Origin of the sequence: Rhizobium tibeticum (genome assembly GCF_900110205.1) — a bacterium.
Lineage (GTDB): Bacteria > Pseudomonadota > Alphaproteobacteria > Rhizobiales > Rhizobiaceae > Rhizobium > Rhizobium tibeticum.
Window position 1 is genome coordinate 49434 of record NZ_FOCV01000018.1, and the last position, 19469, is coordinate 68902.

Sequence of the window (19469 nt, forward strand, 5' to 3'; positions counted from 1 at the left end):
AGCCTAAGACAGGCGAGATGGAGTTCGATATGCCTGTTTCAACTTCTACCGTCGCCACCGCACACGCCAGCAAGTATCTTCATCAACTCTGCAAACACTGGAGCCATAGGTTTGCCGTGGAATTCACCGCAGGGATTGGCCGCGTACCCTCCAGCGACACCGCCGAGCCGACGTTTGCTGCCGATCCCGGTGCACTCCACCTGACGCTGTCGGCAGCCGACCCGTCACAGCTTGAGCGATATGACACTGTCGTCGCCGATCAGCTGAAGCGATTCCATTTCCGCGAAGAGCTCGACATTACTTGGAATGCCTGACAAACCGCACTCGGAAAAGCCATGACAAAGAGCAACAGCCGCGAATCCCAGTATCCGATCAATCCGTTGTTCCTGGAGCGGTGGTCGCCGCGTGCCTTTACCGGCGAAGAGATCGATGAATCGGATCTCCTGACAATTCTGGACGCCGCGCATTGGGCACCATCGTCTGCTAACCAGCAGCCGTGGCGTTTCATCTATACGCTCAAGGGCTCTGAGGACTGGGACAAGTTCGTCGATCTGCTGGTCGAATCCAATCAGGAATGGGCGAAGAACGCTTCGGCACTGATCTACGTTGTCTCAAGGGGTTTCAACGGCGATTTCTCAGAAGGAAGGACGAGCTACACGCATTCCTTCGACGCGGGCACCGCTTGGGGCTATCTCGCGCTTCAGGCTCGGCTTTCGGGTTTCTACGCCCACGGCATGGGTGGCATCAAGCACGGCGAGATCCAGCAAACCTTTTCCATTCCCGAAGGCTACCGGGTCGAAGCGGGCGTGGCGCTGGGGCGCCTCGCAGACAAGAGCACGCTTTCGGAGCGGAACCAAGAACGGGAAGTTCCGAGCCACCGCAAGCCTCTGTCAGAGGTCGCCTTTCGAGGCAAGTTTATCGTGAACTAGTCTCTATGAGCAAAGCCCCGCGTCGAAGCGCGGGGCCTTGGATACAAAATCTCGTGTCCTGCACCCTAGATATCGAGATTTGCAACGCTCAGCGCATTGTCCTGGATGAACTCCCGGCGAGGCTCGACTTCGTCTCCCATCAGGCGCGCAAACAAGCCATCTGCATCGGTTGCGTCGTTGACCTTGACCTGCAGCAGCGACCGAACATTCGGATCAAGCGTCGTTTCCCAAAGCTGTTCGGCATTCATCTCGCCGAGACCCTTGTAACGCTGCATCGTCAGACCTTTGCGGCCGCTTGCGAAAATCGCGTCCAGCAGCGCCCGCGGGCCGGAAATTTCCAGGTCACCGTCGCGTCGGGAGAGTGACGGGGGTGTCTGGTAGATCTCCTTCAGTCGAACCGAGTGCTGATCGAGAAGCCGCGCGTCCTGCGAACCGATCAACGCCATGTCGAGCACGACGACTTCCTTCACGCCGCGCACCATGCGCTCAAGCTTGAGACCGCCTTCGCTCGTCAGGCCGCCTTCCCAACCGCGCTCGGTTTCTTCGGCAATCAGATCAAGGCGTCTGGCGACTTCACCGACGAGCTGTTCTGCCCTTGAGCGGTCGCTGACGGCTTCGGCATTGAGCGCGCCGGCAATCGCTGCCTGTTCGACGGCAGCGCGATTGTAGCGCGAGTGCAGATTGTCCAGCAGCGCGCGAAGGCGCAATGCATCACCGATCACTTCGCCAAGGTCCTGGCCGGTCCGCACTTCGCCGCTGCCGAGCTTCAAGGCAGCATCGTCCAGGCCTTGCCCGATCAAATAGTCCTCGAGGGCCTTCTCGTTCTTCACGTACTGAATCGATTTGCCGCGCGAGACCTTATAGAGCGGCGGCTGGGCGATATAGAGGTGGCCGCGCTCGATCAATTCCGGCATCTGGCGGAAGAAGAAGGTCAACAACAGCGTACGAATGTGGGCGCCGTCGACGTCAGCGTCCGTCATGATGATGATCTTGTGGTAGCGCAGCTTTTCGGCGTTGAATTCGTCCTTGCCGATGCCTGTACCGAGAGCGGTAATCAGCGTGCCGATTTCCTGGCTGGAGAGCATCTTATCGAAGCGGGCGCGCTCGACGTTGAGGATCTTGCCGCGCAATGGGAGGATCGCCTGGTTTTCACGCGAACGTCCCTGCTTGGCCGAACCACCTGCCGAATCGCCCTCGACGAGGAAGACTTCAGACTTGGATGGATCGCGCTCGGAGCAATCGGCGAGCTTACCGGGCAGAGAGGCAATGTCGAGAGCGCCCTTGCGGCGGGTCAATTCCCTCGCCTTGCGAGCAGCTTCGCGCGCCGCGGCAGCTTCAACCACCTTGCCGACCAAAACCTTGGCTTCCGTCGGGTGCTCTTCCAGCCAAGTGCTAAGCGCTTCACTGACGAGGTTCTCTACAACGGGGCGAACCTCCGAAGAAACCAGCTTGTCCTTGGTCTGTGACGAAAACTTCGGGTCCGGCACCTTGACCGAAAGAACGGCCGTCAGGCCCTCGCGGCAATCGTCACCGGTCAGCGTCACCTTTTCCTTCTTCGTGATGCCCGACGTATCGGCATAGGAGGTGATCTGGCGCGTCAATGCGGCGCGGAAACCGGCCATGTGCGTGCCGCCGTCGCGCTGTGGAATGTTGTTGGTGAAGCAAAGGACGTTCTCGTGGTAGCTGTCATTCCACCACATCGCGACTTCGACGGTAATTCCATCCTTCTCGCCGTGGATCGCCACCGGCTTGTCAACAAGCGGCTTCTTAGCACGGTCGAGATAGGCGACGAAGGCTTCAAGACCGCCGTCATAGATCATCTCTTCCTGCTTGATATCCGAGTGACGCTTGTCGCTGAGCAGAATGCGGACACCCGAGTTCAGAAACGCAAGCTCGCGAAGACGATGCTCCAGCGTGCCGTAGTCGAATTCTGTCATCGTGAAGGTTTCGGTGCTCGGCATGAAGCTGACTTCCGTGCCGGTCTCATCGCCGGCCTCGCCAATCACCTTCAGCGGCGCATCGGCTACGCCGTGCGTGAAGCTCATCTCATGGATCTTGCCTTGACGGCGGATCTTCAGCTTCAGCCAGACGGAAAGCGCATTGACAACGGAAACGCCGACGCCGTGCAGACCGCCGGAAACCTTGTAGGAATTCTGGTCGAACTTACCCCCGGCATGCAGCTGCGTCATGATGACTTCGGCCGCCGACACGCCCTCACCGGTATGGATGTCCGTTGGGATACCACGGCCATTGTCGGTGACCGTGACCGAACCATCGGGATTGAGCGTCACCGTCACGATATCGGCGTGGCCTGCGAGTGCTTCATCGATCGCGTTGTCGACAACTTCATAGACCATGTGATGAAGGCCCGAGCCATCATCGGTATCACCGATATACATACCCGGGCGCTTGCGCACTGCATCAAGGCCTTTCAGAACCTTGATCGAGTCTGCGCCATATTCGGTGCTAACGCCGTTTTCCGTCGTGGGTATATCGGTCATACTTTTCGAGAATTTCCCTGTTGTCGGGGCTGAAGCGAGACTTGCGAATCACCGGCCTTTTACATGCCAGAATATAGGGTTTTTGGTCAGAGTTCCCAATGCCGGCGCGCTCAAACTCGCCATAAATCAGGGGATTATGACCGTTTTCCGTCCGCTTTTCTGCCGATTTCTATAATGCTCGTCAGTTCGCCAAGCGTCGCACGATCAAGATCACCAATGCGACCCGCCAGAAGGTTCGCAAATGCGGTATGTTCGGCCGATAAACCCGACGTATCGACGACCACGCGGGGGTCCGAAGAACGGGCCAAAAGGAAGAGTTCCTCTGCTTCATCCCAGATGATGTTGAAGTAGCCGGCGATCCGCTGGAGCAGATCGAAGGTCGGCAAGCCGCGCCGTCCATGTTCGAGTGCCGATAGGTAGGCCGGGGAGACATTGAGAGCCGCGGCCATCTGCTTCTGCGAGACGCCCTTGCGCTCGCGCAGCTTGCGAACTGCCTCGCCGAACGGCGTCACGACCGCTCTCCATGGCGACGCGACAGCCTGATGTAGAGGGCGCCCTCGCCCCCGTGATGGTGGGCTGCCGTTTCATAGGACGAGATGAAATACCGGAACTCGGGCTTCGAAAACCACATCGGGACGGCGCGCTTCAGGGCGCCTTCGCTGCCAAGCGAACTGCCCTTGCCGGTAATCACAAGGACATGCCTCATTCCCCGCTCATGGGCTCGCACCAGAAACTCGAGAAGCAATATGTGAGCTTCGCTCTGGACCAGCCCATGCAGGTCGATACGGGCCTCCAGTGGCAGGCGGCCCTTGGCGATCTTACGCTTGACCGGCCTTTCGAGCGGGTGATGAACACCGGATCGTGTCTTGGGAGACGCCGGCGTAACCGCCTCGGACCCACTTTCGGAAGGTCGTTTCGGGCTTGCTGCCGTTTGTTTCTCAACCTCTGCCTCTGTCAGAAAGGCATCGAGTTCAGCCAGCTCATCCGTCTTGCCGGGCATTGGACGCGTGCTCCGCGCCACCTTGCCCCAGAGTATCCTTTCATCCGTGTTGAGCTTCCGATCTCGTTTCATCAGGCGAACCTCGCCGCGGCAGCGTTGGGAAGCAGGATAGCAAAGTCGGCGTCATGGCGAACCGTTCCGGCAAGCTCTCCCGCCTGATCGCCGGATCCGGTGAAGATATCACCCCTCGCCGGACCAACGATGGCAGAGCCGGTATCGAGAGCAAGCATCAGCCGCGCGAACGGCTTGCCATCATCGAGATGGACAAGATTTTCGGAGCGAATGAAAAACGGGAAGCCAAACGTGTGAATGAGCCGATCGATGGCAAGCGAACGTCCAGGGATCAATGGCACTTTTGCCGCCGCAACAGGGCCGGCGTTCAGGTCTGCTGTTGGAACCTCACGGAAGAAAATGTAGGAGCGATTGTGCCAAAGAACGTCATCCACCTGACGTGGGTGCGCGCCCAGCCATCGCCGAATGGCCTGCATGGAAATCTCGGATCGTTCGATTTCTCCACGTTCGATGAGCAACTTGCCGATCGCCGAGAACGGGTGCCCCGTCTTCGCTGCATAGGTAATGCGCCCGATCGTGCCGTCGAGGTAGCGCAGACGCGCGGCACCCTGAACGTGGACGAAGAAGACATCGATCTTGGACTTTGCCCACGCAATCTCCAATCCCCTTCCCGCCAGGCTTCCCTCATCGATCGAACGCCGATCTGGATATGCTTCAATCCGGCTGTCGTTCAGCCTGCCGAAGACGTAGCTATCTGGCAGAGAGGCGGGACGATTGCCCTCATCAAGATCGACTAGGTCGTCGGGACGACGGTAAAATGGAAAGCGATATTCAGCGTCCGCCACGGCCGAAACCATAACTTCAGGCTCGTAGAAACCGGTAACGAAACCCGGATTGCCATCCGTGCGGCGAATTCTGAAAGGTCGACAGTGGGACTGGAAGAAGGCTCGGGCATCGGCAGCAGACGACAAGTTCTCGCGCCGCGCTGCTTCGAGCAGCGGCAGCAGATCCTGCGCCGTCAGTCCGAGTGAGCCGGTCCGATACGGCTTGATCTCAATAATCTGCCGCCGGCATGCCTCCATCGCTTCAAAAAGGCCGGAGGGATCGTCATCCTTCCAGCCTTCCAGATCATCGAAGCTTATCGCTTGGAGGGCAAAGCCCAGGGTGTCTTCACTCATGTTCCGATTCAGTGGCCACGAGTTTCCAGTTGGGATCGCGGGAACGGGTATCACGCGCAAAGGTCCAGAGATCATTGACCTCAGCGACATTCTCCGCATCGCCGTCAATCAGCTTGTCAGCCTTGTCGTAGGTGGCTGAAATCAGCTGACTGACGATACGGACCGTGATCTGGACTTCCGTGGCTTTGATCTCGGCGCTGGTGATCTCAGTCTTGTCGATACCGACAAAGGTCGATTTCACCGTCTCACCCTTCGATTCGCGGTCGGTGATGGCAGCGTCGAAGCCGTCATAGACCTCGCGCGACAGGAGATTCTTCAGTGTCTTACGATCACCATCCGCAAACGCCATGACGATCATTTCATAAGCCATTCGGGCGCCGTTCACGAATTCCTTCGGATCGAACGAGGCGTCGGCCTTGTTGATTTCGCGGAGCGATTCGTTGAGCGCCGTGCCGGCTGGAGCGAATGCATCGATTGCGGCGAAACGGTCGTCTTCTTCGCTCGACGCGTCGCGACGCGGCAAGGTTACCACTTTCCCAGCGTCCGGAGACTCAGGCCCCGCAGCGTCACGCGGCGTATAGAGATCGCGCGGGGGCTTCTCATTTCCCGTACGGCGACCGAGGACGCTGCGCAGCTGCAGAAAAATCAGCACCGCCGCCACAAGAAAAAACAATGTGATGAAGTCGTTCGAACCCATATCCTGCCGCAGCCGCTGTTAACATCTCTGATTTGTACTCCCATATAGTCCGCCTATACAGATGATTCAAATGGGGTCGGCAACGCGACCCTCCAACGGAGTCCGGCTCAGGTCGGAATAAGACGATGCCCTTGAAGATCCTGCCTGGTTTCCTGCTGCTGCTTCCACTCGCCGAGATTGCCGGTTTCGTGCTTGTCGGTAAGGCGATCGGACTTTGGCCGACGCTGGCGCTTGTCATCCTGAGTTTTATGGTCGGCATGGCCCTGCTCAAGCGCCAAGGCATCGGGATCCTCCGCCGCATGTCGGCAGAAGGGCGCCATGGTACGGTGCCGGGGCGCGAACTGCTTCGTCCGGCCATGTTCGTGATCGCCTCATTGTTGCTGATCGTTCCGGGCTTCATCACCGACATCATGGCACTCCTGATCTTCATTCCCGCTGTTCGCGATCTCGCCTGGAAATATGTCAGCCGGCGTTTCGTCGTTGTGGGATCGACAAGCGGCTTCAACGCGTCAGGGCGCACCAAGGACTCCGAGATCGTGGACCTTGATGACGAGGATTATCGACGTGAACCCAATGGCAATTCGCCGTGGTCGGGGAAGCATCTTAGCGACTGACACAACGCGCAAGCGGGCCAATTGGCTCAGGGTTGTAACACCATGCTCGAAATGATAGATGCGGCACCATCCAATGCCTTCGAGGAAAAGCCAATGGCCGACGAAAACAGCAATAACGGTGCGACGAGCCCGAGCCTTACCATCCTTGCCCAATACACCAAGGACCTCTCCTTCGAAAATCCGGGCGCTCCGCGTTCGCTGCAGGCGCGTGACAAGGCTCCGGCCATCAATATCAATGTCAACGTCAACGCCAATCCGCTCTCCGATACGGATTTCGACGTCGTCCTGTCTCTGAATGCCGAAGCCAAGGATGGCGACAAGACGGTATTCCATACCGAACTCGTCTATGGCGGCGTTTTCCGCATTGCCGGTTTCCCGCAGGAGCACATGCTGCCGGTACTCTTCATCGAGTGCCCGCGCATGCTGTTCCCGTTCGCACGTCAGATCATTGCCGACGTCACGCGCAACGGCGGCTTCCCGCCGCTGATGATCGACCCGATCGATTTCTCTCAGATGTTTGCGCAGCGGGTTGCCGAAGAACAGGCGCGTGCCAAGGTACAGGCGACCACGAACTGACAGTTCGCACATAACGCACTGAAACGAAATGAGATGCCCGGGCGTGACCCGGGCATTTTAGTTTGCAAGATCGTATTTTCCCCAAACACCCTTCGCGCCGAGTTTGGCGATGAGTGCGTCATGGGCTTGCTGCTCGGTTTCGCTGAGACGTGACGCAAGTGGGCGTGGCCGTTCGAGCGTGCCGGTGTTGATTTCTTCGACTAGTATTTCCTGACCGGCCAAGTTGCTCGCGGCATTTCCAAGCCCAAGTGCAGCCTGGCGGCCGCCGATCATCTCGATGTAAACATCGGCAAGCAGTTCGGAGTCGAGGAGCGCGCCGTGCTTCGTTCGATGCGCGTTGTCGATGCCGTAGCGGCGGCAAAGCGCATCGAGCGAGTTGGGACCCATTGGATGCTTGCGGCGCGCCATGGACAGCGTATCGAGCACCCGGTCGGGCAAGATCGGCGGTAGCTCAAGTCGAGCGAATTCAGCGTTTATGAAGCCCATATCGAATGTGGCGTTGTGCGCAATCCACCTCGCATCGCCAAAGAAATCGATAATCCGCTGCGCAACAGCAGCAAACGAAGGCTTGTCCTTCAGAAACTCATCCGTAATCCCATGCACAGCGAGTGCATCCGGGTGTACCTTCTGGTCCCCCGGACTTATGTAGATATGGATCGTATTGCCGGTCGGGAAATGATTGAAAAGCTCGATGCCGCCGATCTCGATAATACGGTCCACGCGGTTGTCCAAACCCGTGGTTTCCGTATCGAAGATGATTTCACGCATTCAGGAATTCCCCACTGGCGAGCCGCCGTCTCAAATCCGAGACAATCTCCGCGACCCGTTTTCTGGCCGTTTCGATGCTGTGTCCGCTATCGATCACATAGTCGGCCCTTGCGCGCTTTTCCGCGTCAGGCGTCTGGCGGGCAAGAATCATGTTGAATTTTTCCACTGTCATACCCGACCGCGCAAGTACTCGCTCACGCTGTATCTGTGGATCACAGCTGACAACCACGATCACATCGACCCTGCTCTCGGCTCCGGTCTCGAACAACAGTGGGATATCGAGCAGCACCATATCCGTGCTGCGTTGCTGCTCGCGTTCGATGAACTCTGCCTCGCGCTTTCTGACAAGTGGGTGGACGATTGCTTCTAGACGCTTGAAACCATCCGGACTTCCGGCCAGCTGGCGGCCGAGTTCCTGACGATCGACGGCCCCGTTCTTCAGTGTGCCAGGAAAGGCAGCATCGACCAGTGGTGCGGCCTCCCCGGCATAGAGATCATGGACGACGGCATCGGAATCATTCACCGGCACTCCTGCTTCCGCGAAGAACTTTGCCATCGTTGATTTACCCATGCCAATCGAGCCGGTCAGTCCAATCCGCAACATCAGTGCTTGTCCATGTCCTCAATAATAAGCGCACGCAGCTTTTCGTCGACCACCGGGCGACGCCCGAACCACTTCTCGAAACCAGGTACTGCCTGATGCAGCAGCATGCCAAGCCCATCGACAACAGGAAATCCTTGCTGAACAGCCTGGGTTAAGAACGGCGTCTTCAGGGGGACATAGACGATATCCGTTACAACTGCATCGGGCAGCAGGGGTGAGAAATCAATCCGCGGTGCCTCCTCGCCAGTCATGCCCAGAGAGGTCGTGTTGACGAAAAGACCGGCTCCGCGCATGACGTCCGGCAAGGCTGCCATCGAATGGGCATATATTTTGGGGCCAAACCGATCTGCCAATTCCTGAGCCCGCTCGACCGTTCTGTTGACCAGATGTATTTCCCTGACGCCGCGATCACGCAGAGCCTGGACGATGGCGCGGCTGGCGCCGCCGGCGCCAAGCACCACCGCCGACTGGGCCCTATCCCAGCCGGAATGTCGTTCATCCAGATTTGCGGTGAAGCCGCGTCCATCCGTGTTGGTTGCCTTGAGCCGGCCGTCCTCGATCCAAAGTGTGTTGGATGCACCAAGTTCGTCAGAAAGTTCGTCCGGATCGTCGGCGAGTTTGAACGCCATCTCCTTGTGCGGGATGGTGACGTTGCCGCCTACGAAGCCGGATTCGCCGCTCTTCAAAGAATCCACAAAGACCGAAAAATCGGCGGGCGCGACCTCGTGGGCGCGATAGGATCCCGGCAATCCAAGCGTCTTCAACCAATAGCCATGGATAAGAGGCGACCGGGAATGCTTGATAGGAAAGCCCGTGACGAAGGCCTGCGGCCCTAATGTTTCACGTGAATCATCCATCAATGGCACTCAATTCTCTCAGTTTCTCCAAGAGCGGCAGCATCGGCAGTCCCAGAATTGTAAAATAGTCGCCGTCGATTCTCGAAAACAATTGAAGCCCTTCCCCCTCGAGTTGATAGGCGCCGACGCTGCTAAGTGCCCTCTCTCCTACGCGGTTCAAATGTCGCGCGATAAAATCAGCACTGAGTGGCCGCATAGTCAGCTCGGCGTGCGAGACATGCTCCCAGACGATATCGCCGTCGTAAGCAATCGCGATGGCGCTGTTCAGCCGATGCGTCTTGCCCGACAGCACCTGAAGATGATTTGTGGCATCGGTCATGTCCTTCGGCTTATGGAAGGTCTGCGGCCCAAGAGACATCGTTTGATCCGATCCGATGACGAAGCGCGCCGGAAACCGGTCGCTGACCTCCTTCGCTTTGGCCTTGGCGAGGACGAGCGCGACTGTATCCGGCGTTGCTCCCTCTCGTTCGAGGGGCTCTTCCAGCGCGCGTTCGTCAATATGGGCTGCATGCGCCTCGAAAGCGAGACCGGCATTGTGCATCAGCAGGCGGCGAAACGGACTGGAGGATGCGAGAATGAGCTTAGGTGTCATATGGCCTCGAACATATCTGATGCTGCGCTTACCGTAGCTTCGGACGGAGGGCAACAATTGCTGCCGCTGTCTCTTCGATGGAGCGGCGTGTCACGTCAATGAGCGGCCAATTGTGCCGGGCACAAAGCGACCGCGCATATTTCAGCTCCTCCGAGATCGCAGCTCTGTCTGTATATTGCCCGCGGTCAAAACCCGGTGTTGTTCCCAGGATGCGGTTTTCGCGGACCTGAGAAATCCGGTCGGTCGTGGCGATCAGGCAGACGATCAAGGGTTTGGTCGCGAGGAATAGGCTTTCCGGGAGCGGCACGCCATAAACGACTGGAATGTTGGCCGTCTTGATACCACGATTGGCGAGGTAGATACTCGTCGGCGTCTTCGACGTCCGACTGATGCCGATGATCACGACGTCAGCATCATTGTAGTCATCAGGCATCTGGCCGTCGTCATGATCCATCGTGAAGTTGAGGGCTTCGATGCGCGCGAAGTAGCCGGCATTCATCACGTGTTGCGCGCCGACCCGGCGACGTGAGGGTGCACCGAGATAGATCTGGAATGCATTCATGACAGGCTCTAACACGTTCACGGATGCAACACTCATCTCCGAGCAGCGTTGATCAATGAGGGTCGCAAGCTCGCGGTCGACAATCGTATAGAGAACGATGCCAGGCTGACTGTCGATCGACTGGAGAACCTGCAGGAGCTGCTTGCGATTGCGGACGAGCGGATAGACATGCTCGATTGGCTGGGCGGATTTGAATTGCGCCGAGGCAGCGCGCCCGGCCGAAATCAGTGTTTCGCCGGTCGAGTCAGAAATCAGATGCAAATGGAAGAAGTTCGTGCGGTTCTCCACGCTATTTTCCGCGACTTGTTGAAAAGACTGGACAAAGCAGAGCTAAGAGACGCGGCACGGGTAAGGCAAGGGAAAACATGCCAGCTTTTCCACAAATCGGATTTCGGGGGAGCCAATGAGCGTGCCGTGTTGGTTCTGTGGATAACGGACGACAGTTCGACCGATGTTGATCGCTTTTCCACAGTTCAACCTCGACCGGCGAGCTTCTATCCGATTGGAAAGATTTTCATTTTCTTGCTTATCCACGATTTGCGCCAAACAACTGGACGTTCGATCCTTTCGGATCATCGGTGGCGCGACAAAACGCTTCGGGCGTGGATAGATTTTAATCCTTGATAGAAACAGACTCTAAGAAATAGAAACCTTTTAAAATATCTTTGATTTTTTATAGGGAAGAAGCGCGTGGGTGAGAACCGCCGGAAAATCATGAGGGTCTTGGACGGCGAGACGCTCAGCCCTCCTCCAATCTGGCTGATGAGACAGGCGGGGCGATATCTGCCCGAATACCGGGAAACGCGTGCGAAGGCCGGAGGTTTCCTTGATCTCTGTTATACGCCTGAGCATGCAGTGGAGGTCACTCTCCAGCCCATCCGACGCTACGGCTTTGACGCAGCCATTCTCTTTTCCGATATCCTTGTGATTCCGGATGCGATGAAGCGCAACGTTCGCTTCACCGAGGGGCATGGCCCGGAGATGGATCCAATCGATGAAGCCGCAATCGCCCGGATCGAGACCGATGGTGTCATCGACTACCTGAAGCCGGTTCTGGAAACAGTTGGGCGCCTGCGAAGCGAGTTGCCGGTCGAGACGACCCTGCTTGGCTTCTGCGGCGCTCCATGGACGGTTGCTACCTATATGATTGCCGGCCATGGTACGCCCGATCAGGCTCCGGCCCGGCTCTTTGGCTACAAGTATCCGAAGGCCTTCGAACGTCTGCTCGCGGTATTGGCTGAGGTGTCAGCCGACTACCTGGTTGCACAGATCGATGCAGGGGCCGATGCGGTCCAGATCTTCGATTCCTGGGCTGGTGTTCTCGGTGAGCGGGAATTTGAGGCATTCGCAGTGAAGCCTGTTGCGCGGATGATTGCGTCCATCAAGGCGCGGCGGCCGAATGCTCGGGTCATTTCCTTCGCCAAGGGAGCCGGGTTCCTGCTGAAGGACTACCGCCAAAAAACGAAGGCGGATGCGATCGGGCTCGATTGGTCAGTGCCTCTGGATTTTGCTGTAGAATTGCAGAAGGACGGAGCCGTACAAGGTAATCTCGATCCGATGCGTGTAGTCGCCGGCGGCGCAGCGCTTTCGGAGGGAATCAACGATATTCTCGACAAGCTCAGCGACGGTCCGCTGATATTCAATCTCGGACATGGGATCACGCCACAGGCCGACCCTCGCAATGTCCAGCTGCTCGTGGACCACGTCCGCAGTTGGAGGCGCTAGCTCATGGAAAAACAGACCGATGAGAAGCCCGGCGCCTATGCGCGTCGCCGCGCCCATTTCGCGATCCTGCTTTTCGCGCTTCTGGCCGTGGGGCTGTTTGTCTGGAATCCGGCTGACCTCTACCTCTGGATCAAGGCTCTTCATGTCATCGCAGTGATTTCCTGGATGGCCGGTCTTTTCTACATGCCGCGGCTTTTCATCTATCATACCGACGCCGAGCCGGGTTCCATGCAGTCGGAAACCTTCAAGGTCATGGAGCGGCGCCTGCTGAAGGTGATCATGAACCCGGCAATGATGCTAACCTGGATCTTTGGACTTTATCTCGCTTGGTCGGTCTATGGCTTTCAGGGTGGCTGGCTGCACGCGAAGATTGGTCTCGTTGTGCTCTTGACGGCCGTGCACGTCTTTTTTTCCCGCGCGGCCAGAGCGTTCGAGCGCGATGAGAACCGCCGGCCGGCGCGCTATTGGCGTTTCATGAACGAGGCGCCAACCCTGTTGATGATCGCGATTGTCATTCTGGTCGTGGTCAAGCCCTTCTGAGAAAACGCTGTTCGGTTAAATTTGCTTCATTTTAAGCAGCCCCCTTGCGGCGGTGATCCTTACTCGCTATTTTCGCTCCACCTCATCCTTGTGGCATGTATGTAAAGTTCGATCGTCTGCGATCTCTTCGCAGGACCGGTTACAGCCTCGACATCGCCTCCCCCCAGAATTATAGAGTAATGGTCACTTCATGGCTGAAATGAAGCTTCAAGAACTTAAGAGTAAGTCCCCGACGGATCTGCTGGCATTTGCCGAATCGCTCGAGGTCGAAAATGCGAGCACAATGCGCAAACAGGAATTGATGTTTGCCATACTAAAGGTGCTTGCGAGCCAGGATGTGGAGATCATCGGCGAAGGCGTCGTTGAAGTGCTTCAGGATGGTTTTGGCTTCCTGCGGTCCGCCAATGCCAACTATCTTCCGGGCCCAGACGATATCTATATCTCGCCTTCCCAAATCCGCCGTTTCTCGCTGAAGACCGGCGACACTGTTGAGGGTCCAATTCGTGGGCCGAAGGAAGGCGAGCGCTATTTCGCGCTTCTGAAGGTCAATACGATCAATTTCGACGATCCCGAGAAGATTCGTCACAAGGTGCACTTCGACAATCTGACGCCACTTTATCCGAACGAACGCTTCAGGATGGAGTTGGATGCCCCAACGTCCAAGGATCTTTCGCCGCGCGTCATCGATCTCGTCGCGCCGCTCGGCAAGGGCCAGCGTGGACTGATCGTCGCACCGCCGCGCACGGGTAAGACTGTCCTGCTCCAGAACATCGCCCATTCGATCACTGCGAATCACCCCGAGTGCTATCTCATCGTACTCCTCATCGACGAACGTCCCGAGGAAGTTACGGACATGCAGCGTTCGGTCCGCGGCGAAGTCATTTCGTCGACGTTCGACGAACCTGCCGTGCGCCACGTCCAGGTGGCTGAAATGGTAATCGAGAAGGCAAAGCGTCTTGTGGAGCACGGCCGCGACGTTGTCATCCTGCTCGATTCAATCACGCGTTTGGGCCGCGCCTACAACACTGTTGTGCCCTCTTCTGGTAAGGTTCTCACGGGTGGTGTCGACGCAAACGCCCTGCAGCGACCGAAGCGCTTTTTCGGCGCTGCGCGTAATATCGAGGAAGGTGGCTCGCTGACGATCATCGCGACCGCTCTTATTGATACCGGCAGCCGCATGGACGAAGTGATCTTTGAAGAGTTCAAGGGGACCGGTAACTCTGAAATCGTTCTCGACCGCAAGGTTGCCGACAAACGCATTTTCCCGGCAATGGATATCCTGAAGTCCGGTACACGTAAGGAAGATCTGCTGGTGCCGCGGCAGGATCTGCAGAAGATCTTCGTGTTGCGCCGCATCTTGGCGCCGATGGGAACGACCGACGCCATCGAATTCCTGATCGACAAGCTGAAGCAGACGAAGAACAACCCAGACTTCTTCGACTCGATGAATACGTAGTGCTTAGCCGGATTCTCTAAGATTAAGCCGGTCACAGCGTGGCCGGCTTTGTCGTTTGTAACAGATGTTCTCTTCAGCCTTGAACTGGAGAAGGAAGATGCTGACCAACAAGGAAACAATATTTGCACTGTCGAGTGGCGCGGTTCCCGCCGGCCTCGCCGTAGTTCGAATGAGTGGAGAGGATACGCCAGTGGTGCTTGCCTCTCTCGTCGGTGAGTTACCTCGGCCGAGGCAGGCGGCATTACGATCGATTCGGACTCGTAATGGTCTCGTCATCGACACCGGCCTTGTCCTGTTCTTCCCGGCACCACATTCCTTCACCGGCGAACATGTAGCGGAACTGCACCTTCATGGGGGCCGCGCCGTTGTTGATGCCTTGCACCGCGAACTCGCAGAATTCGAAAACATGCGGCCGGCAACACCAGGAGAATTCTCGCGGCGAGCCTTTGAGAATGGAAAGCTGGATCTGATCGAGATCGAAGGCTTGGCGGATCTCATCGCAGCCGAAACGGAGATGCAGAGACGTCTTGCTGTGGAGCAGAGCTCCGGTGGTCTTTCATCGATCTATTATGGCTGGTCCGAGCGGCTGACGCGGGCCCGAGCGCTGATCGAGGCCGAGCTGGATTTTCCAGATGAGGAAGATGTACCAGGCTCCGTATCCGACCAAGTCTGGACGGACGTGGCGCGCTTGATAGAGGAGATGGCGAGCCATCTCGAGCAACTGGAGGCCGGCGAGATCATCCGCGATGGATTCAAGATCGTCATCGCAGGAAGGCCGAACGCCGGCAAATCGAGCCTCATGAATGCCCTAGCAAAGCGTGACGTAGCGATCGTCACGGACATCGCCGGTACAACAAGAGATGTGCTGCAGGTAGACCTGAACATGGACGGCTACCTTGTCAAGCTCTACGATACCGCGGGCCTTCGCAATACGGACGAAATCGTCGAACGCGAGGGGATTCGGCGCGCAGAGAAAACGATCGCGGAAGCGGACTTGTTGATCTATATCGAGGACCTTTCGGTAGATACCGCAATCGACGAGAACCTCAATGGCGCAGTGTTAGTGGGCACGAAATGCGATCTGCCTCGTCGAAGTGTGAGAGAGTACGACCTTGTGATCTCGACCGCAGACGGGACCGGCCTCGATATGCTTCGAGCCTTGATCGTGCAGCGTCTCAAGGCAAAAGTACATCCGCACTCCATGGCGATCCCGAGTCGCGCGCGCCATAGAGATTCGCTGACGAAGTCATTGATGGCTCTGCAGGCGTCCTTGTGCGCTCCAAATCGAGGCCTCGATCTGCGGGCAGAGGATCTGCGCGCGGCCGGCGAGGCCTTGGGACGTGTGACAGGGCGCGTTGATGTCGAGAACCTCCTTGATGTGGTCTTCGGGGAATTCTGTATTGGAAAATGATTCACGTGAAACATTCCAAATCGCACCCTGGCTCTGGGTTTCACGTGAAACGCCTTGACTCGTCCGATGACATCGCTCATCACCTGAGGATCTCAGGAGCTTGAATATGAACACCTCACGGTTCGATGTCATCGTCATCGGTGGCGGGCATGCGGGATGCGAAGCCGCTGCCGGCGCAGCGCGCCTTGGCGCTAAGACGGCGCTGGTGACCCATCGGCGCGATACCATTGGAATCATGTCGTGCAATCCAGCGATTGGCGGACTTGGGAAGGGCCACCTCGTTCGAGAGATCGATGCCATGGATGGGCTCATGGGTCGGGTTGCCGACGCCGCCGGGATTCAATTCCGGATGCTGAATAGGAAGAAGGGACCCGCTGTTCGCGGCCCTCGCACGCAGGCTGATCGAAAGCTCTATCGACAGGCGATGCTCGCGGAAGTTGAACGCCTTGAGAATCTCACCGTCATCGAGGGTGATGCCTGCGATCTGTCCATAAGGGATGGTCGGGTTGCGGCTGTTTTCATGAAAGATAGCCGGATTCTCTCGTGCGCATCGGTCGTACTGACGACTGGCACTTTCCTACGAGGGCTCATTCATATCGGCGATCAGAAGATACCGGCTGGTCGCGTTGGCGAAGCGCCATCCGTGGGTCTTTCTCAGACACTCTTGAGTTTGGGTCTTCGTCTCGGACGTTTGAAGACCGGTACGCCGGCGCGGCTGGACGGAACGAGCATTGATTGGGAAAGTGTCGGCCGGCAGGGCGCTGATGAAGAGCCCGTCCCGTTCTCTTTCATGACTGATGACATCTCAAACCCTCAGATCGAATGCGGCGTCACGCGCACGACGGAGGCAACCCATCGTATTATCGTCGAAAACCTGAAACGCTCGGCAATGTATTCAGGGCAGATTGAAGGGGTTGGGCCGCGTTATTGCCCATCAATCGAGGACAAACTCGTCAAGTTTGGCGAGCGCGATGGGCATCAGGTGTTTCTTGAGCCGGAAGGACTGGATGATGACACAGTCTATCCGAACGGCATCTCCACGTCCCTGCCCGGTGATATACAGGATGCATTCATTCGCACGATTCCCGGTCTCGAACGTGTTCGCATTCTGCAGCCCGGCTATGCAATCGAATACGATCATGTGGATCCGCGCGAACTGAAGCCATCCCTTGAACTCAAAAAAATGCCGGGGTTGTTCTTGGCTGGCCAGATAAATGGGACCACCGGCTACGAGGAGGCGGCGGCTCAGGGTCTTGTCGCAGGAATCAATGCGGCGCGTTTGGCTGGCGGCCAGGACGAAGTGCGCTTCAGCAGGACCGATTCCTATATCGGGGTGATGATCGATGATCTGACCTCTCGTGGTGTGGCGGAACCATACCGTATGTTTACCTCCCGCGCCGAATACCGGTTGTCGCTAAGAGCGGACAATGCGGATATCCGTCTGACCCCTCTGGCAATTCAGATAGGCACGGCTTCTGCAGACCGGCGGGATCGCTTTCTGGCATATTGCGGTGCGCTGGATGCGGCTCGCGCCAGACTAACGGCACTCTCCGTGACGCCAAGCGAAGCAGGCCGCTTTGGTCTCAAGCTGAACCAGGACGGCCAACGACGCTCAGCTTACGATCTCCTATCCTATCCGGATTATAACCTTGAGGATCTGAAACAGATTTGGCCGGAGCTGGCAGAAATTGGAAACCGCGTGGCTGAAGCCCTGGAGATCGAAGCGAGTTATGCCGTTTACATGCAGCGGCAATCTGCTGATGTCGCTCATGTGAAGCGAGATGAAGATCGACTGATACCGCCCGATTTCGATTTCGACGTGCTTTCTGGACTATCTAACGAGCTGAAGCAAAAGTTGCGCAGCCTCCGCCCATACAACCTTGCGCAGGCGACAAAGATTGATGGAATGACACCTGCCGCTATCTCGCTGCTCCTTGTGCACCTGCGACGAAGCTCTATGGTCGCGGCATCCGCCTGAAGTTTCTTATTGCAATCTGCGAGAGTCCTACCATGCACCTGAACGGCCGGCGTGTTTCACGTGAAACACAGGAGCGTCTCGAACACTTCGTGGCCCTCTTTCAAAAATGGGCAAGGTCGATCAATCTGACCGCACCCTCGACGCTGGACGATGCCTGGAACCGGCACATCGCGGACTCTGCGCAGATCTTCCAGCTCCAACCAGCACCTTTCATTTGGGTCGATCTGGGCAGCGGCGGCGGCTTTCCGGGTGTCGTGACAGCCATTCTGTTGGCAGAGCTCGGCGACGGATGGGTGCATCTAATTGAGAGTAATCACAAGAAAGCGGCCTTCCTGCGGACAGCTCTTCGTGAGACCGGTGGCAGGGGTTCTATCCACGCCATTCGAATTGAGGATGCTCCGTCGATCGTCGAAAACTGCGATTTCGTCTCCGCCCGGGCACTGGCCGATCTCGGAAGGCTCTTGGCGTATGTCGAGCCATGGGCGCTACGGAATGCAGATCTCCGTGCTTACTTTCATAAAGGCCGGGATTATCGCGCCGAGATTGAGAAAGCGCATGGTGGCTGGGGATTCGATCTGTTAGAACATAAGAGTGCTGTCGAGCAGGATTCCGTTGTCTTGGAAATCTTCAATCTTCAGCGCGTGGCTTAACAGATCGGGCTTTGGCTATGGCTGGCGAACGAAATCGTATAATCACCATTGCAAATCAGAAGGGCGGCGTCGGAAAGACCACGACTGCCATCAACCTCGCCACAGCCCTCGCTGCGATCGGCGAACGGGTCTTAATCGTTGACCTTGATCCGCAAGGCAATGCAAGCACGGGCTTGGGGATCGATCGTAAACATCGCCGGCTATCTTCCTATGATCTTTTGCTGGGTGATTACGGCGTCGACGCGGTGTCGCAAGAAACGGCTGTTCCAAACCTTTATATTGTGCCGTCGACAATGGACCTGCTGGGGATCGAGATGGAGATTGCGAGCCAGACCGATCGCGTCTTCAAGCTGAAGAAGGCGCTTGCTAGGGAAGAGGCTTTCCGCTTCTCGTATATCCTCGTTGACTGCCCGCCTTCCTTTAATCTCCTCACCATGAACGCTATGGCCGCGGCACATTCCGTGCTGGTGCCATTGCAGTGCGAGTTTTTTGCGTTGGAGGGTCTGAGCCAGCTTCTAGAGACCGTCGATCAAGTTAGGCGCACCGTCAACCCTCGCCTCGATATCCAAGGCATCGTGCTGACGATGTTCGATTCCCGCAACAATCTGGCGCAGCAGGTTGTCAACGATGTTCGCACGCATCTTGGGGAGAAGGTCTACCACACGTTGATTCCGCGAAACGTTCGCGTATCAGAGGCGCCATCCTATGGCAAGCCGGCAATTCTGTATGATTTGAAGTGTGCGGGGAGCCAGGCATATCTGCAATTGGCGTCGGAAGTTATCCAGCGCGAGCGCCAACGTCTCGCGGCTTGATTTGAAG

The 19469-nt window shown here is 57.2% G+C and carries 22 protein-coding genes; 12 read left to right on the plus strand and 10 right to left on the minus strand.

Features of this window, described 5'->3' with window-relative positions:
* Positions 1 to 17: 17 nt before the first annotated feature.
* Both BSG20_RS19705 and BSG20_RS19710 read left to right on the plus strand, forming a co-directional pair.
* Positions 18 to 314: a DUF2218 domain-containing protein gene (locus BSG20_RS19705; protein ID WP_072370034.1), complete on the plus strand. Its 297-nt coding sequence runs from the start codon at positions 18 to 20 to the stop codon at positions 312 to 314.
* Positions 315 to 335: 21 nt separating this feature from the next.
* The gene (locus tag BSG20_RS19710) at positions 336 to 929 is read left to right on the plus strand and encodes a nitroreductase family protein (RefSeq protein WP_072370032.1); all 594 of its coding nucleotides are present in this window, start codon (positions 336 to 338) and stop codon (positions 927 to 929) included.
* Positions 930 to 994: 65 nt separating this feature from the next.
* Here the strand turns inward: BSG20_RS19710 and gyrB are convergent, their stop codons facing one another.
* The 5 genes from gyrB to BSG20_RS19735 form a co-directional block, all read right to left on the minus strand.
* Complete coding sequence (gene gyrB / locus BSG20_RS19715) at positions 995 to 3430, minus strand: DNA topoisomerase (ATP-hydrolyzing) subunit B (protein WP_072370029.1); 2436 nt, start codon at positions 3428 to 3430, stop codon at positions 995 to 997.
* Between the two features lie 134 nt (positions 3431 to 3564).
* Complete coding sequence (locus tag BSG20_RS19720; protein ID WP_072370026.1) at positions 3565 to 3942, minus strand: helix-turn-helix domain-containing protein; 378 nt, start codon at positions 3940 to 3942, stop codon at positions 3565 to 3567.
* Positions 3939 to 4502, minus strand: a complete 564-nt coding sequence (locus BSG20_RS19725; protein ID WP_072370025.1) for a Smr/MutS family protein — start codon at positions 4500 to 4502, stop codon at positions 3939 to 3941. The genes BSG20_RS19720 and BSG20_RS19725 overlap by 4 nt, the downstream gene beginning before the upstream one ends.
* The gene (gene mltA, locus BSG20_RS19730) at positions 4502 to 5620 is read right to left on the minus strand and encodes a murein transglycosylase A (protein WP_072370024.1); all 1119 of its coding nucleotides are present in this window, start codon (positions 5618 to 5620) and stop codon (positions 4502 to 4504) included. The genes BSG20_RS19725 and mltA overlap by 1 nt, the downstream gene beginning before the upstream one ends.
* Positions 5613 to 6317, minus strand: a complete 705-nt coding sequence (locus tag BSG20_RS19735) for a Tim44/TimA family putative adaptor protein (protein ID WP_072370023.1) — start codon at positions 6315 to 6317, stop codon at positions 5613 to 5615. Before BSG20_RS19735 ends, mltA begins: the two co-directional genes overlap by 8 nt.
* Positions 6318 to 6442: 125 nt before the next feature.
* On the opposite strand from BSG20_RS19735, the gene BSG20_RS19740 reads away from it, so the two are divergent.
* The gene (locus tag BSG20_RS19740; RefSeq protein ID WP_072370022.1) at positions 6443 to 6931 is read left to right on the plus strand and encodes an FxsA family protein; all 489 of its coding nucleotides are present in this window, start codon (positions 6443 to 6445) and stop codon (positions 6929 to 6931) included.
* Positions 6932 to 7024: 93 nt separating this feature from the next.
* Positions 7025 to 7507 carry a protein-export chaperone SecB gene (gene secB / locus BSG20_RS19745; RefSeq protein ID WP_016556856.1) on the plus strand — a complete coding sequence of 161 codons (483 nt, stop codon included), beginning with the start codon at positions 7025 to 7027 and terminating at the stop codon, positions 7505 to 7507.
* A gap of 57 nt (positions 7508 to 7564) precedes the next feature.
* On the opposite strand, the gene dnaQ is transcribed toward secB, so the two are convergent.
* Genes dnaQ through BSG20_RS19770 form a run of 5 tightly spaced genes read right to left on the minus strand, consistent with a single transcriptional unit; the run spans position 7565 to position 11178 of the window.
* Positions 7565 to 8275: a DNA polymerase III subunit epsilon gene (gene dnaQ, locus BSG20_RS19750; RefSeq protein WP_072370021.1), complete on the minus strand. Its 711-nt coding sequence runs from the start codon at positions 8273 to 8275 to the stop codon at positions 7565 to 7567.
* A complete protein-coding gene (gene coaE, locus BSG20_RS19755) occupies positions 8268 to 8879 on the minus strand; it encodes a dephospho-CoA kinase (protein WP_072370019.1) in 612 nt (203 codons plus the stop codon). Before coaE ends, dnaQ begins: the two co-directional genes overlap by 8 nt.
* Positions 8879 to 9736 carry a shikimate dehydrogenase gene (locus BSG20_RS19760; RefSeq protein ID WP_072370016.1) on the minus strand — a complete coding sequence of 286 codons (858 nt, stop codon included), beginning with the start codon at positions 9734 to 9736 and terminating at the stop codon, positions 8879 to 8881. Before BSG20_RS19760 ends, coaE begins: the two co-directional genes overlap by 1 nt.
* Positions 9729 to 10328 carry a Maf-like protein gene (locus tag BSG20_RS19765; RefSeq protein WP_072370013.1) on the minus strand — a complete coding sequence of 200 codons (600 nt, stop codon included), beginning with the start codon at positions 10326 to 10328 and terminating at the stop codon, positions 9729 to 9731. The genes BSG20_RS19760 and BSG20_RS19765 overlap by 8 nt, the downstream gene beginning before the upstream one ends.
* Positions 10329 to 10356: 28 nt before the next feature.
* Positions 10357 to 11178 carry a pyruvate, water dikinase regulatory protein gene (locus BSG20_RS19770; RefSeq protein WP_072370010.1) on the minus strand — a complete coding sequence of 274 codons (822 nt, stop codon included), beginning with the start codon at positions 11176 to 11178 and terminating at the stop codon, positions 10357 to 10359.
* On the opposite strand from BSG20_RS19770, the gene BSG20_RS35700 reads away from it, so the two are divergent.
* The 8 genes from BSG20_RS35700 to BSG20_RS19805 all read left to right on the plus strand — a co-directional run bounded on the left by BSG20_RS35700 (position 11152) and on the right by BSG20_RS19805 (position 19462).
* A complete protein-coding gene (locus tag BSG20_RS35700; RefSeq protein WP_143147507.1) occupies positions 11152 to 11514 on the plus strand; it encodes a hypothetical protein in 363 nt (120 codons plus the stop codon). The two genes, BSG20_RS19770 and BSG20_RS35700, sit on opposite strands and share 27 nt — an antisense overlap.
* A 66-nt stretch (positions 11515 to 11580) precedes the next feature.
* Positions 11581 to 12615, plus strand: coding sequence for a uroporphyrinogen decarboxylase (gene hemE / locus BSG20_RS19775; RefSeq protein WP_177309860.1), 1035 nt, complete (start codon positions 11581 to 11583; stop codon positions 12613 to 12615).
* A 3-nt stretch (positions 12616 to 12618) separates the two neighbouring features.
* Positions 12619 to 13155, plus strand: coding sequence for a protoporphyrinogen oxidase HemJ (gene hemJ, locus BSG20_RS19780; RefSeq protein WP_072370003.1), 537 nt, complete (start codon positions 12619 to 12621; stop codon positions 13153 to 13155).
* A 190-nt stretch (positions 13156 to 13345) separates the two neighbouring features.
* Complete coding sequence (rho, locus tag BSG20_RS19785; protein ID WP_093041303.1) at positions 13346 to 14611, plus strand: transcription termination factor Rho; 1266 nt, start codon at positions 13346 to 13348, stop codon at positions 14609 to 14611.
* A 97-nt stretch (positions 14612 to 14708) separates the two neighbouring features.
* Positions 14709 to 16022: a tRNA uridine-5-carboxymethylaminomethyl(34) synthesis GTPase MnmE gene (gene mnmE / locus BSG20_RS19790; RefSeq protein WP_072370000.1), complete on the plus strand. Its 1314-nt coding sequence runs from the start codon at positions 14709 to 14711 to the stop codon at positions 16020 to 16022.
* A 106-nt stretch (positions 16023 to 16128) separates the two neighbouring features.
* Positions 16129 to 18000 carry a tRNA uridine-5-carboxymethylaminomethyl(34) synthesis enzyme MnmG gene (gene mnmG, locus BSG20_RS19795; RefSeq protein WP_072369997.1) on the plus strand — a complete coding sequence of 624 codons (1872 nt, stop codon included), beginning with the start codon at positions 16129 to 16131 and terminating at the stop codon, positions 17998 to 18000.
* A 32-nt stretch (positions 18001 to 18032) separates the two neighbouring features.
* On the plus strand, positions 18033 to 18650 hold the full coding sequence (gene rsmG / locus BSG20_RS19800; RefSeq protein ID WP_072369994.1) for a 16S rRNA (guanine(527)-N(7))-methyltransferase RsmG: 618 nt from the start codon (positions 18033 to 18035) through the stop codon (positions 18648 to 18650).
* Positions 18651 to 18667: 17 nt separating this feature from the next.
* Positions 18668 to 19462 (plus strand): ParA family protein, encoded by a 795-nt coding sequence (locus BSG20_RS19805; protein ID WP_072369991.1) that lies wholly within the window; start codon positions 18668 to 18670, stop codon positions 19460 to 19462.
* Positions 19463 to 19469 lie beyond the last annotated feature (7 nt).

Bases quoted from the DNA above. Each gene is read 5' to 3' on its own strand.
- gyrB (WP_072370029.1), bottom strand. From the start codon at position 3,430: ATGACCGATATACCCACGACGGAAAACGGCGTTAGCACCGAATATGGC.
- mnmG (WP_072369997.1), top strand. From the start codon at position 16,129: ATGAACACCTCACGGTTCGATGTCATCGTCATCGGTGGCGGGCATGCG.
- rsmG (WP_072369994.1), top strand. From the start codon at position 18,033: ATGCACCTGAACGGCCGGCGTGTTTCACGTGAAACACAGGAGCGTCTC.
- BSG20_RS19760 (WP_072370016.1), bottom strand. From the start codon at position 9,736: ATGGATGATTCACGTGAAACATTAGGGCCGCAGGCCTTCGTCACGGGC.
- BSG20_RS19710 (WP_072370032.1), top strand. From the start codon at position 336: ATGACAAAGAGCAACAGCCGCGAATCCCAGTATCCGATCAATCCGTTG.
- BSG20_RS19735 (WP_072370023.1), bottom strand. From the start codon at position 6,317: ATGGGTTCGAACGACTTCATCACATTGTTTTTTCTTGTGGCGGCGGTG.
- mltA (WP_072370024.1), bottom strand. From the start codon at position 5,620: ATGAGTGAAGACACCCTGGGCTTTGCCCTCCAAGCGATAAGCTTCGAT.
- BSG20_RS19740 (WP_072370022.1), top strand. From the start codon at position 6,443: ATGCCCTTGAAGATCCTGCCTGGTTTCCTGCTGCTGCTTCCACTCGCC.
- BSG20_RS19765 (WP_072370013.1), bottom strand. From the start codon at position 10,328: ATGACACCTAAGCTCATTCTCGCATCCTCCAGTCCGTTTCGCCGCCTG.
- rho (WP_093041303.1), top strand. From the start codon at position 13,346: ATGGCTGAAATGAAGCTTCAAGAACTTAAGAGTAAGTCCCCGACGGAT.
- BSG20_RS35700 (WP_143147507.1), top strand. From the start codon at position 11,152: ATGGAAGAAGTTCGTGCGGTTCTCCACGCTATTTTCCGCGACTTGTTG.
- BSG20_RS19725 (WP_072370025.1), bottom strand. From the start codon at position 4,502: ATGAAACGAGATCGGAAGCTCAACACGGATGAAAGGATACTCTGGGGC.
- hemJ (WP_072370003.1), top strand. From the start codon at position 12,619: ATGGAAAAACAGACCGATGAGAAGCCCGGCGCCTATGCGCGTCGCCGC.
- coaE (WP_072370019.1), bottom strand. From the start codon at position 8,879: ATGTTGCGGATTGGACTGACCGGCTCGATTGGCATGGGTAAATCAACG.
- mnmE (WP_072370000.1), top strand. From the start codon at position 14,709: ATGCTGACCAACAAGGAAACAATATTTGCACTGTCGAGTGGCGCGGTT.
- BSG20_RS19705 (WP_072370034.1), top strand. From the start codon at position 18: ATGGAGTTCGATATGCCTGTTTCAACTTCTACCGTCGCCACCGCACAC.
- secB (WP_016556856.1), top strand. From the start codon at position 7,025: ATGGCCGACGAAAACAGCAATAACGGTGCGACGAGCCCGAGCCTTACC.
- BSG20_RS19805 (WP_072369991.1), top strand. From the start codon at position 18,668: ATGGCTGGCGAACGAAATCGTATAATCACCATTGCAAATCAGAAGGGC.
- dnaQ (WP_072370021.1), bottom strand. From the start codon at position 8,275: ATGCGTGAAATCATCTTCGATACGGAAACCACGGGTTTGGACAACCGC.